7 protein-coding genes and 3 pseudogenes are annotated in these 12,902 nt (G+C 42.0%); 8 read left to right on the top strand and 2 right to left on the bottom strand.

The genetic code is table 11. The features are described from left to right. The first annotated feature begins 163 nt into the window (after positions 1-163). From LEP1GSC062_RS23835 to LEP1GSC062_RS02705, 5 genes and pseudogenes are all read left to right on the top strand, one after another. Positions 164-301 carry a hypothetical protein gene (locus tag LEP1GSC062_RS23835; protein ID WP_167324057.1) on the top strand — a complete coding sequence of 46 codons (138 nt, stop codon included), beginning with the start codon at positions 164-166 and terminating at the stop codon, positions 299-301. Positions 302-349: 48 nt separating this feature from the next. Further along, on the top strand, positions 350-658 hold the full coding sequence (locus LEP1GSC062_RS02725) for a hypothetical protein (RefSeq protein ID WP_010576104.1): 309 nt from the start codon (positions 350-352) through the stop codon (positions 656-658). Then, positions 651-863, top strand: a complete 213-nt coding sequence (locus tag LEP1GSC062_RS02720; protein WP_010576105.1) for a DUF2283 domain-containing protein — start codon at positions 651-653, stop codon at positions 861-863. Before LEP1GSC062_RS02725 ends, LEP1GSC062_RS02720 begins: the two co-directional genes overlap by 8 nt. 2,110 nt (positions 864-2,973) lie before the next feature. Next, positions 2,974-4,638 (top strand): annotated as a pseudogene (locus LEP1GSC062_RS02710) (hypothetical protein). Positions 4,639-4,651: 13 nt separating this feature from the next. Beyond that, entirely contained in the window at positions 4,652-5,419 is a 768-nt protein-coding gene (locus tag LEP1GSC062_RS02705; protein ID WP_020983326.1) for a toxin-antitoxin system YwqK family antitoxin, read from the top strand. A 161-nt stretch (positions 5,420-5,580) separates the two neighbouring features. Here LEP1GSC062_RS02705 and LEP1GSC062_RS02700 read toward each other — a convergent pair whose 3' ends face one another. Further along, complete coding sequence (locus LEP1GSC062_RS02700; RefSeq protein WP_020983337.1) at positions 5,581-6,510, bottom strand: integrase core domain-containing protein; 930 nt, start codon at positions 6,508-6,510, stop codon at positions 5,581-5,583. A gap of 454 nt (positions 6,511-6,964) precedes the next feature. On the opposite strand from LEP1GSC062_RS02700, the pseudogene LEP1GSC062_RS02695 reads away from it, so the two are divergent. The 3 genes and pseudogenes from LEP1GSC062_RS02695 (at position 6,965) to LEP1GSC062_RS02685 (ending at position 12,230) form a co-directional block, all read left to right on the top strand. Beyond that, positions 6,965-10,661, top strand: a pseudogene (locus LEP1GSC062_RS02695) (hypothetical protein). Positions 10,662-10,737: 76 nt separating this feature from the next. Next, complete coding sequence (locus LEP1GSC062_RS02690) at positions 10,738-11,061, top strand: hypothetical protein (RefSeq protein ID WP_139357224.1); 324 nt, start codon at positions 10,738-10,740, stop codon at positions 11,059-11,061. A gap of 206 nt (positions 11,062-11,267) precedes the next feature. Further along, positions 11,268-12,230, top strand: a complete 963-nt coding sequence (locus LEP1GSC062_RS02685; RefSeq protein WP_425268423.1) for an Rpn family recombination-promoting nuclease/putative transposase — start codon at positions 11,268-11,270, stop codon at positions 12,228-12,230. 310 nt (positions 12,231-12,540) lie between these two features. Here LEP1GSC062_RS02685 and LEP1GSC062_RS02675 read toward each other — a convergent pair. Then, positions 12,541-12,902: pseudogene (locus tag LEP1GSC062_RS02675) on the bottom strand (transposase); the annotation flags it as partial.

Raw genomic sequence — 12,902 nt, 5'->3', positions numbered from 1 at the left:
GGAAGAAATTAGGTAAAAAAGTGAGGAAAAAAACAGCCGATTTTTCACTCACTTTTCCTACATTTTCCTCACTTGAAATTATCCTTAATTTATCTGAAGTTGGAAAGTAGAAAAAGGATTGGACAAATCGCTGAATCGAGGTCGAAATCAAAGAGGGAAAGAAATGGTAAAGACTTTAACATTAGAGTTGCCGGTTGCAACTGGAGAAGCGTTAGAGAAATTGAATTTAGCGGGAATCTGGAAAGACAGAGAAATTGGCGACAGTACAGTTAAGAAAGAAGTTAGCGAGTCGGAATGCTGATTGATTCGGATTAAGAAGCGATTCACGAAGTAAAATGTAACGTAGATAATGAATCAACTGGAAGACGTATTTAAAAGAAAGATCCGATTTACCGAAGAAAGAAAGAAGCACATTGAGGGGGATCATCCTGAGATGTCTGGACAAGAGGAGAGGATTGTAGAGTGTTTATTGTCTCCGGAGCAAGTGAGACAATCCCGAACGGATGAGAGAGTGGAATTATTTTACAAATATTTTGCCGACACTTTAGTTGGTGACAAATATCTTTGTGTAGTGATCAAGAATGGAATAGACGATTTATTTCTTGTCACAGCGTATTTTACCGACAAGGTAAAGGAAGGAAAGGTATTATATGGATAGAGAGATCAAGATATATTTCGACAAAGAGTCTGACTACTTAGAGGTTCTCTTTGAAAAGAAAGAAGGTATTTTTAAAGAAACGGAAAATGATGCTGTAATGGAAAAAGTGGATACTTTGGGCAATGTAATCGGTTTTTCGATTCTCCAGGTAAGTTCCTTCCAGAAGGAACCGATATCCGTTTTCCTTCGTAGCGGCGCGGCCTAAATTCGGGCTTTTGCAGAGAAACTTCCCTCTTTAGCTGTGATTCTTGGAATATCCCAATCACGAAAAGATTTCGGGATACAAGCGGAAGAGGAAACGAAAGCCCGTATTAATAAAGAGAGTTCGGCACAAAAATGTACCATCTTAGAATCGATTTCACGACACAATACTGGTTTGAAGAGATTTCGGTTTAACGGCAAAGATCTTGTTTGTATTCGAAAAAACCGGGAAAAAAACCGGGAAAGAGAGTGATTTAGAACTCTTACCGAAGAAGAAAAAAGTTCAGAAAACGGAACTTGTGTGGAACCTAAAACGGATTCTCCTCCAAAAAACGAGTTGCCGAAGATTGTAGTCAAAAAGAAACTTTCCCCCAATCGCTTCCTTGAAACCAAGAGGAAAGCATCGAATCACCCGCCATTATACATTGCGCTCCTTTCCTTGGGGCCTCTAAACTTAAAAACCGATCTTTGGAATCTTTTCTAAAGACGACTCCGACGGAAACGTCGGGGCGGAGGGGGAGAGTAAATACCCCGGTGCTAATGTAATTTATCTGTTCAAATTCAGAACAGAACGATATTTAATATTTCCAGAAGAAAAAGCCTACTTTTCTCTTGTTTTCGAAAGAACTCTCGATGAAATCTAATTCGTTTGAAGAATTTTGGAAAGATCGTTTTTATGTTCGAAACCGATTCATTTTTGGTTCGGAAGCAAGAAAAAGCTGAACAAAACCTTCTAAAACCGTTCTTGTTTACGCACTTATTCGAAAAAAGCGAAACTTTAGTGAAACCTTAAAATTGAAAATGGAACTTTAATGGAACCTTAGTGATACTTTAGTGGAGCTTTAACGCGACTTTACTGAAACAATAATGGGACTTTAGCGAGACTTTAAAAAACAAAGACTCGCTAATTACGTAAGAATTTTTGAATGAATCGCGGATTCGGTAAAAACACTAGCATTTACTAGCATGGATTTCAATTTCACCTGAAAGAAACAAAATTTCACAACTAAAAAGGAAGCGGGCGCTTTGTTTTTAGAAGACATTCCAACGAATCGGCCTTCGAGTGCTGGTTTTAGTTTCTAAAGATTGTCCTATCCTTCACCTAAGTTTGCCTATATTCAACCTATCGTTAACCTAAACTTGCCTGTCGTTGTCTTGTTCTTCTCCTGTCATTGGCCTGTCTTTAACCTAAAGGAGAAAAAAAGGAGCGAGAGCGAAGCGGCCTTGATTCTTGTATGATTGCATTTGAAACGGGACTTGTTTGGAACTTATGATTTCCCAAACAGAACTTATTCGGAACTTGTGTGGAACTTGTTCGGCACTTATCGTATTTCAAAGTGAACTTATTCGGAACTTGTGTGAGACTTGTATGGAACCTAAAGAATGAAAAAGGAGCGAGAACGAACGTAAAACGGCCTTGATTTGGGTTTTATTACATTTGAAACGGGTTCTATTCGAGCTCTGTTCGTGTCTTGTTCGGGCTCTATGCTTTCCCAAACGGGTCCTATTCGAGCTCTATTCGTGTCTTGTTCGAGCCCTAAGAGAGATTTAGAAGTAATAGAAAGCAAGAATACAAGCTTGGATCGGTAGATCCTTGCAGAATACGAATTGGAACCGGGAAAGCGGCAAGACTCTTGCTCGTATGTTTGAAATATGCGAAGAAATCCGCAATTTTCCGCAATTCTTGACTTTGGAAAGAGAATTGGAAATTGAATCTCTAACTTTTGGTGGAATTTAGAAGTGAAATCTTAAAAAGTATTTCGGTTTTTTCCGTTTTCTTCGGAAAACACATGATGGAAGTTGAATATTTCCAAAGTGTTCTTAGGGGAAATTTTTGTGTGTATTTTCAAAAACGGTCTAAGGGGATTTTTTTTCGGGGTGGAAGTTTTCTAAGGTTAAAACGCTTTGAATTGTCGAATGCTATGGGAAAAATGCAAATTCAGCAGTTGCAGGGTCTAGGGGCTCTAGACGTAGCGGGCATCATTGGCGGATTATTAACGTTCGTACCTTTTCCACCGGCGCAAGCGCTGGGAGTAGGACTGATGGTAATGTCTGCGGTTGGAACGGCGGGCTGGGAGGCGTTTCGAGGAGCGTATGAAGGGGGTTCGGCGGGAATGCTTGCGGGTGCGGTTTCGGGAGTCGTGAACTCCTACTTGGATTACAAGACGAACGGAATGGTAAGTGTGAATTTAAGTTACAGTTATGCGAACGGATTTGGAGCAGGAGTGAACATCGGAACGGACAACAGTACGAAGTTAGGCGGTAGTATCGGCTTAAACTACAACTCTAAGAGCGGAGCTTGGGGAGCAACTGCGGGTTTGAAAATGGGTCTTGGCCAAAAAGGGAAAGAAGGCTATTCGAACTGGGCGGAAGTCAGCTACATGTGAAACAATATCGGTCGAGACAATCAATCTTCGGGAGTGAGTGCAAATATCCGAGGTCAATATGGCCAAGGTTCGTCTGGTAGTTTGGGTCTTAGTTACGATACGAAAGCCGGTTACGGAGCAACAGTTGGTCTAACGTCGGGTCTCGGTCCACTTCTGAGCGTAACGCCTTCTTGGACGGTTTCGGAATACGGTGGCTTAAGTAGCGACGTTCAATACGGCTTTAACAAAAATCTTTTCGGTAATCTTTTCAGCAAACCGAACAACCCTGATCATTCCGCCGCGAATCGAAATTTACTAAGCGGCATTTTAAACGGCGTCGGGAGTTTAGTGAGTGGCATTGGTGCTGTCGGTAAGTCAGCTTGGGACGGTGCGGTCGGGGCTATGGGCGGTATCAATGGAGAGAATCTCTCTAACGGCTGGGATGCGATCAAGAAAGCGTTGTTTGGCGGTGATGCGAATGTGGCGACAGTAAAACCAGGCCCGCGTCCCGGAACCTACGTTGATGAAGACGGTACAGTCTTGGTTCGAGATCCGAAGACAGGGAATCTTGTAATAGAGGGATCAATCGGTAATCTTATACTTGTTGATTCTCGTAAGCTGGCAAGTCAAGAGTATCAACAAGCTTTTGACAAGATTCATAGCCAACTTTATCCGCAAGAGGAAGGACTTGGAGAATCTGTAGTAAAGGGTTTTGTGGATCAACTTACCGGTGTATTGAAAAAACTTCTTTCTCCAGTTGTAAAAACAGGAATGGATGCGATGAACAACATCCAGGAAATATCCGAAAAACTGGGAGATGTCTCGGAGTCTTTTGAAATAACAAAACCGCTTGTAGAAGATACGATCCAATTGCTTTACAAAGAAATGGATTCCGAGAGACAGATCTGGAGAGACAAGAATGATGCGATTGACAAGCAGCTTGCCGTTTTGCAATCGGATCCTAAGCAAACGGAGGAATCTCTTGAGCAGATTAGGAACTTATGGAAAGATCAGGCGGATGGGGAAACAAAGCTAAAAAATACTTTAGATTCTTTAGACTCCGAAGTAGGTAGTTTGATCAGTTTGGCTTCGGATTTAAATACAGGAAAGATTCCGAATTTGAATGCAGCGTATTCTCAAATCTATGAAGGGTTGCGGCGAGTGAACAGTCCAGAGTTATCCGGCAAAAGTCAGTCAGTTAGGAATTTGGCGAATACGACTCAAAATTTCTTGATATCCTATTTTTCCTACAAGATGACAGGTATGGCTGGAACGGTGAATGAAACAGGATCTGCGAGCGCCTTCAACGATTACGCGAAAAAACAACGCGATGTTTTGCGTAATCTTTGGACTCGATATATCAAAGACTCTAGTAGAAATAACAAAAGGCCTTACGTGAATCCTGTTTTTTAGAAAGGGAGAAACAATGAAATTCAGAACGATCTTAGTATTTAGTTTTCTTTTTACGGTTTCGTTATTGTCGGAACCTCCAAGGCCTTCTAACGTTCCGAGAGGTGCGATATACAATGAGAAATATAAAACTTTTATATTAGAAGAAAAAGAGGAACCTTTTTTAAAAAGAACAGAATGGAACACCCTCGGTGTTCTTGAAGGTGAAGTTTATTCGTTAGAAGGACTTACGGATTCAACTCATTACATAGACGGACGCTGGTATTCGAGAAAGCAGTATTACGGCTTTAATATAGACAAAGCTAAAATACTTCCACCTCGTGAAAAGCCGGGTTCGATTCCAAAAGAAGCAGAGTTTAACTTTGATTTTCGTAAATGGGAATTGGGTGAAACTAAAGAGGGAAAGAAAGAAGGAGTTTGGAAACTCTGGTGGCCTGCGGGTCAAGAAGCAGGCATCGTTGAATACAAAAACGGAGTTTACGAAGGTAAGTTTCATTTAATTTGGGAAAACGGTAAGACGAAGGAGACCTGCACGTATGTTTCCGGGAAACGCGAAGGGGAACAGTTGATTTACCATGAATCTGGTAATTTGAATGAAAAAGTAAAATACGTTCACGGTTTAGAAGAAGGTGAGTGGCTGAAATACTTCGATACTGGCGATTTGCAATACCGAGTCACTTTTGTAAAAGGAGTGGGAACAATGCAGGAAAGATTTGAAAACGGTAAACTAAAGGAAAGAAAGTATTACAAAAATAAGAAGATCATCAAACACGAGAAGTTTTAAATAAAGATAAAGAGTGAAAAGAGTGAGTTTGCCGTGTCCTAGTCCATAAACTAACAGATGTTAAGTGTAACATTCAGATTACAATCTGACTGCTTAACAACTGTTAGTTGGTTTATCGACGCTAATCCAAAATGGTAGACATATATAAAGTATATATCAAGTTAAGCGACCTCTGAATGAAAATAAACATGATGAAGACCACTCAAAACTTTTCGTTTGATAAGTTTTGAGTCCGAAGTAGGAAAAGAAACGACTCTACCGGAAGGCGAGTCTTTGTTCAAAGCAAGATGTGGCCTCCAGAAGTTGTAATAGTTGATGTATTCTCCAGCAATGAACTGAGCGTGATTTAAAGAAAAGACGGGAATAGGATTGAAACATTCTCTTCTGAGAGACCCGAACCACCGTTCCATGATACCGTTGCACCAAGGCGAAGCGGGAGGAGTAACAAGGGAAGCGATCTCAAGATCTTTTAAGCCTTTCATGATTTTAGACCCTGAAAAGAGAACGTCGTTATCGCGTAAAAGGATGTCGAAATTCGGGCAAAGAGATTTCGCTTCCTGAATTTGCCGTAAAACCCAATCTCTTGTTGGATTCAGAGTGATATTGAAATGAACGATTTTTCTGGAACCGATGTGAATGAAAGCGAGAGCATAAAGAGTAGAACCGTAAACGGTTTGAATTCTACAAAGATCCGTAGCGACAGTGTAATTCTTGATTTGAGAAAGGAAGAACAACCAAGCTTTCCAACCCTGAAAAGGCCCGTTTGGCTTTTTGATTCTTTTGATGATTCTCTTAACTGTAGATAAAGAGGGATTAAATCCTAACATTAATAATTCGGAATGAATTTTGGATGCCCCCCAGCGGATGTTGTCTCGCAGCATGTGGATTACGTGATGATAGATCTTCCAATACTCCAAAGGTCTTCCGATTTGTTTTTTTGTGTTAAAGGGCGCTTTTACTTTTTTAAACAAGAGTGTAAAGAGATCGAATGCTTTTTTTGGAGGGACTTTGTAAAGGAGATATAAAAGTAGATTTTCAAAGAGAAAAATCCAGAGCCAAGGAGAATCAGCGGAAGATTGACAAGAGTTCATAATAATAGAATCCATGATTTCCAAAAGAATTGTAGAAACAATGATAAGAAAATTGAAGAGAGTTTAATCGTGATTAGTTGTAGGAATGTGGAAGCGATGAGAGAAGAAAAAAATCTTTAGTCATGCTTTTTCCTTGACAAAACTGGTTATAGGCAACTCTTTGATTTATCAAAGAGTCGATTCTGACTCTTAAAGCCTCCTTCCATTTTTTCTTTCAAACTACAAACCCGAACTGCACACGGTGTGCGAAGCAACCTGACAACCACTCCACTTAACACGCATTAGGTGGCTTTAGCTCTTGACACAAATCACAAGATTTTGTAATTTTGCTGTAGCGGTTTTTGGTTTCAAAAGCCCAATTTTCTTCCACAATCCCCGCGTGAGCGATCGTAGTGGAAATCCTGCAACGCAACATGAGTTAAATGCAAAAACCGGAATATACACAAAGCTTGAAATGGTGCGTTGCAGATTGAAACGAAGAGCGCGACCCGGCGTAAAACGCCGGGGCACGCCCCTAACATCTAACCCCTATTTCCTAACCCCTAAAAGGGACGCCTACTACTCAAAAGCAGAGAATTACACAAAACAAATCGGAACTGGAAACGATGAAAAGATAGCGGTAAAAGTGGATGCAAAAGTAGTACTGCAAGAAAGAGAAAAGTTTGCCTCCGACTTACTCAAGAAAATAACCCGCACAACCAACGGAGAGACAATCGCATACAACGTAGAAACAAACATCTACCGAACCGTCCTCAATGATTACATGGGAGAGACAGGAGTCGTATCTCAAATCTTCAACGCCGAGTTACAACAAAGAGCCGAACAACAAAAACAGCAGTGGAATTTGAAAGAACAAGAATTCTACGACTTAAAAAGCGATTGGATTCAGAACGTGAGTTACCTGAAACAAACTGGAACCAAACGCTGGGAAAACATGGTGCAGGAGTTTCAAGGAAAATGGAAAGACTGGAGAGCTGACTTTAAAGCAGAGCACGAAGCGAACCAAAAAATCTACCTGGACAGAATCGAAAGTACATTAGAAAAGAAAGAGACTTGGACCCAAAACTTTTTACAAAAGAGCAGCGAACAAGCAGACGAGCTTACCCTAAAAGAGATGTATGATTCCATAGCCGGAATAGTAACATCCATGCAAGAGAACCTACCCGCTGGAGTGAGCATGAATGTGAACGTAAACGACATCCTCTCCAGCATCCTCTCTAAAAAACCGGGAAGTATATCTGCCAGCCTCATCGATCGGGCGAGTAGCATTGATACGAATTTCTTTTTAAACGAAGTGAAGAAATACAACTTTAGCGACAGCGGATTGAAAGAACAATTCAAAGGCTTGTTAAACGAAACGAACAAACTCTCCCAGAATCTAATTATCCTGCAGACGTTAGAGTCTCTCAGGAATTTACCGGATGCGTTTGCCAAAACGATTCAAACAGAGAATCAAAACGTAGACGAACAATTGAATCAAACCATGGCATACGATGGCTTTGCGAGATTGGGAGGAGCATACATCCGCACGATCAAAACTGCAAGCGGAGGAGACGAGGTCCAAACGTTAGGCACATATCAGTATTACAATTACAATCCGCCAACAGTATTTCCGGAAGTCAAAGACTCGAAAGGTAAGAGTTGGGATCTGGGTAAACCAGAACTTTTGATTGATCATGACAATGTACCAAGTGCGAGTGACCTAACAGTGATGGTACGATTAGCGAAGAACAAGATGAGCGCGGACTTTAAAAAAGTATTTGATCCCGATCGCGACAAACGCCGCAACTACGAAGCGGAGAAGGGGCTTTTTGATCCGACTGAAGTTCAAGATGCCTACAACGAATACTTGGACGCGGTAAAAAGCGGAGAAAGCGTATCTTGCCTCGGAAAGTCAGCGGAACAATGTGCGAAGTCAGCGATGAGTTCAGGCTTTCTCGTTGGAGAAGTAGCGGACGGAACGTTTGGAGAGGCTCAGTTTGCTCAGTCTTACATCATCCTAAAAACAAAGAAGGAGATGGACAAGAGAAAGGGTAAGATGGACGCGGCTACGGAAAAGAAAGTCGGGGGGAATGGGAAGATTTTACAATCAACTGGGAGCGATTGGGGAAGGTCTTGGGGATGCGGTGAAGGGAGCGGGGAGCGCCTTTATTTCCGCCGTAAAAGCCAACCTGAAAGCAACCTACACGGGAGACTTTAACGGAGCGAAGAAGGATTTAAAAGAAGCGGGCAAACAAAGTGAGCGAGCGCTTCAAGGTGCGTTGTATGCAACATCGGGAGCTGTGGACTTTGTAATGTTTGCGGCAGAGACGGTTGTGGAAGCGGCTCTTGGAATCCTGACCGGTGGTATATTAAATATGCAGAATACAGGTTTGGAGGGCACGTTTGCGGAAGGGAACTACGAGCTGGCGAAGTTTAGAGACACAAACAAAGCCCAACGACATTTGAATGAACTTGGAATGCGCACGGGAGCGGAGATGGCGCAACATGATCAAGTGATTGACTTTGTGATAACGACCGGTTTGGCTGCAGCGAGTTTTATTCCCGGAGCGGCGGTGGTTACAGTTCCTGCGTTGATCGCCTACAAAGCCAGTCGGGGTGCGTATGAAGGCGGTGCCGCTGGTATGGCAGCAGGAGCGGTATCTGGAGCGATCAATACGGTGACTAATGATGCGGGGATAAGCGTAAATTTAGGTTACAGTTACGCCGGTGGCTTTAGCGCGGGCATCAGCACTTCCGGTAGCGGTGTATTGCTCGGCGGCGAGTATTCTGAAAAGAACGGTTTTGGTGTATCTTTGGGTTATGGTTTTAGCAACGGTTTGGATTTGAAGGCAGGAATTTCTCAGCGAGGTGGAAAGACTTACTCGGTGAGCACGAGCGGTAAGAATGCGCCTGTGAGTCTCTCTTATTCTTTGAATATAACGAACGAGGGTGAGCATACAAACTCATTTGGTGTGAGTGTTCGTCTTCCCGGGACTGGAGAGTTTTCGAATGTAGCGGGTCATTTTAATTACAACGATCACTCCGGTCTTTCGAGCGACGTATCTTACACGTTCGGTAAAGATTCGGACATCCGTACTCCCGAACAAAAGAAAGCGGATGCGGCTCGTAACAACCTACTGGACAACATCTTTAACGGTTTGGGCGCTGCCGTTTCGGGCATCGGTCGCGGCGCTAAGTCCGCTTGGGAGAGTGTGAGCGGGTTGTTTGGCGGTGGTGATCCGATCCCGATGATGCTTGTTGGTCGTGGTCAAGTTTCTCCAGACACTGAAGAAAAAATGCTTCAAGATTATATATTAAAGGAACGTGGCTCGAAAGAGGGTATACTTGGTGAGCTAACGGCGAAAGGAGAACTTGGTCTTTTGACAGATATAGAAAAAGACAAGCTATTTAAACTAGTGGCAGCCAAAGATATAATGGATAAATATGATCAACAGTTTATGAATGGAGACATGGATTTCAATGAATTGTCTCCGGCAGCCAAAGCTGAATATCGTAATAATGCGCGTTATTACCTTAATGCGGAACGCGCCCACAGTGAAGCTGTATTAAGGAACTGGAAAAATGACGGAGTAACGGAGGTTCCGTTAACTCCATATGCAAAATCCTTGCTTAAAGCTCAGTTTCCGGGTTTGGATTTAGACGCTATCCGCTTGATGAAACCTGAGGGAGTTCAAAAATTCCTTTTGAAAGTGTTAACATTTGGAAATGCCGGTTCAGTAACAATTGGGAACAATGTTTATAACTTGTCAAATGCGTCGTCGTCAGACCCCGCCGGTTATAATCAGGTTGGCACTGGGCCTTTCGATTCGATGAATACCCTCGGGCACCTCGCACATGAAATAACCCATATACCTCAACAAAATGAAAGTTTCCTCGGAAAGTTAGGTTTTGCTCTTCGCTATGTTCCAGAACAGATTAAGGATATGATCGCTAACTCATCCGTTGTTCAAAAGACTCTTGGTCTTTTTGGATTATCGATGAATAGAACATATACAACAACTCCGTTCGCTGGAGCCGTTCCAAATTCGGTAATCGGTATGCAGAATAACTATTTCTATAACGGAGGTTATACGGGATATGACAACTATGCTGATATGAATGACGCGATTATGATTAAAAGGATAAAACAGATTTATGGTCAGTATTAAGCATAGGATAGTATTGTACACTGGGATGTTGATAATTTCCTTTTTCGTCCTGAATGCTTCTTGCAATGCAGGTAGAATGGAAGTGAAATTTGAAAATCGTGATGCAACTGGGCAATATTTTTATATATCAAATGAGAATGATGTCCATGTTAAATCGATATCTTTGCATGATAGAACCGAAAATTCACCTGATCGTGGGACCGTCTGGTTAATTTGGTTTGTAAGTGATCCAGTTAAGGAGAAAGGAAAGGTAATTAAAGGATGGATTCGCTACGGAGACAAATTGGGTGGAGACGTGTCTGTTGCTGCGAAACCATTAAAAAAAGGACATACTTACGTTTTCGAAATTTCCACCGATTCTTCATATGAATTTACCGAATTGTATTTTAAATATGAATGAATTTTTTGTGTGTCCTAGTCTGCGTTGCAGAATCCACAGCAAAAACAGCAAGCTGGGTCCGGAACCGGAAAATGGCTTGAAAAGGTAAAATGACAAGATGGAAATGAATAGAATATCGGCAGTGTCGGCAATCCTTGAAAAAACATACATTCAAAGTTCCATTTACCCTAAAAGGCATTGACTCCGGAGCGCAGCGTCCCCAAAGATTGAGCATGAACTTTTTGCCGTTAACGTCGGATTGGATGTTTAAGACGTTGTTCGTTAAAGAACCGAAGTTACTGATATCGATGTTAAACGACGTGATTTTTACGAACCAAGAACACCGAATCCTGGAGATAACGATCTTGAATCCGGAACTAACGGGTACTTCACCGAACGACAAACGTTCGTATCTGGACATACGCGCGAAGGACGAGACGGGTAGAAACTTCCATGTGGAAGTGCAAGTGGCCCACGAGAACTCGTTTGTAAAACGGAGCTTGTATTACCTTTCGGGACTAATTCGAGATCAATTGAAATTGGGAGAAGGCTACAGCGATTTGAAAGCGGTCTATCAGGTGAATATAGTTGACTTTAATTTGATTCCAAGTGAGAATTATCACAGTAAGTTCAAATTGCGGGAAGAGAGTAACCCAGAAATCACTTTAACAGACGAATTGGAAATTCATTATATTGAATTACCGAAGTTGACAGAAGATGACCATTTGCGGTTACTTCGCGAAGGTAGTGACTTGTATCGTTGGATGTATGTGATCAAACATACGCCGGAATTGACGGAGGAAGAGATGAGTATATTAGTGGACAAGACGCCTGATTTGAGTAAAGCGTTTACGATCTTGGAACAATATTCGAATGATCCTAAGAAACGTAAAGAAATAGAAGAGAAACTCAAATCGGATCGAGACTATGTGTATGATTTAGCGGCTCGTTTCGAAGCGGGCGAACGCCAAGGAATTGAGAAAGGAATTGAACAAGGAATCGAGAAAGGAATCGAACAAGGAATCGAACAAGGAATCGAACAAGGAATCGAACAAGGAATTGAACAAGGCGAGTTTAAAAAGGCTTTAGAAGCGGCGAGTAAGATGCTTGCGAAAGGGATCGATCTAAGAACTACCCTGGAAGTCACCGGGCTGACTGAGAAGGATCTTCGGGATCACGGTATTCTTTGAGGTTTGAGAAAAAATTCTCAAACCTTCCTCTTTCCTTGACAGACCTGGTGTATAGTCAACTCTTTGATGGATCAAAGAGTTGGTTCTGGCTCTTTGAACCCACCTTCTTTTTTTTCTTTCAAACTGCTAAAACAAGCTCGGACTGCAGTGCAGAAAGCACACCAAAGGAAGAAAGCGGGTTCCGGAAAACCGTAATGCCGTTTGAAAAGGAGAAATGCTAAGATGGAAATGAATTGAAAATCCGAATAAAAAAAAGAGACACCGACTAATTGAAGTTAGCCGGTGCTTGAATGTGAAAAACAGATATCTGCTATATCTTTTTTGGAATAGTAGATTGATCAGAGCAAGGATCACAAAGATTTTGTTTGTTGACTTTAGGCCGTTTTGCGGCGGCCTCTTTGATATTCTCGACAAAACGATGTTTGTCGGGAATAGCGCCGTTTAAAACTTGATCCGGCGAGAAACCGAACAAGACACCGCTTGGACGAGAGTTGTATTCTGGAACCGCAGCTTTGAGAGTGTCGATCACTTCCTCAAAAGAAACAGGATTTTTAGGAAACAGAAATTCATATTTCATTTTCTTGTTCACGGCTTCGATCATACTGTTCGAGTAGGAGATGTCGACCTGAGCGGTAAGTTTTTCGATGAATAGACTAGGCTGGTCTAAGAAAC

Source organism: Leptospira alexanderi serovar Manhao 3 str. L 60, assembly GCF_000243815.2.
In the GTDB taxonomy this organism is placed as follows: domain Bacteria; phylum Spirochaetota; class Leptospiria; order Leptospirales; family Leptospiraceae; genus Leptospira; species Leptospira alexanderi.
Note: the sequence above shows the minus strand (reverse complement) of the source record. Positions and strands in the feature narration are given on the sequence as shown.

Coding starts and splice junctions, on each gene's coding strand:
- LEP1GSC062_RS23835 (WP_167324057.1), top strand. CDS start 164: ATGGTAAAGACTTTAACATTAGAGTTGCCGGTTGCAACTGGAGAAGCG.
- LEP1GSC062_RS02725 (WP_010576104.1), top strand. CDS start 350: ATGAATCAACTGGAAGACGTATTTAAAAGAAAGATCCGATTTACCGAA.
- LEP1GSC062_RS02720 (WP_010576105.1), top strand. CDS start 651: ATGGATAGAGAGATCAAGATATATTTCGACAAAGAGTCTGACTACTTA.
- LEP1GSC062_RS02705 (WP_020983326.1), top strand. CDS start 4,652: ATGAAATTCAGAACGATCTTAGTATTTAGTTTTCTTTTTACGGTTTCG.
- LEP1GSC062_RS02700 (WP_020983337.1), bottom strand. CDS start 6,510: ATGAACTCTTGTCAATCTTCCGCTGATTCTCCTTGGCTCTGGATTTTT.
- LEP1GSC062_RS02690 (WP_139357224.1), top strand. CDS start 10,738: ATGGAAGTGAAATTTGAAAATCGTGATGCAACTGGGCAATATTTTTAT.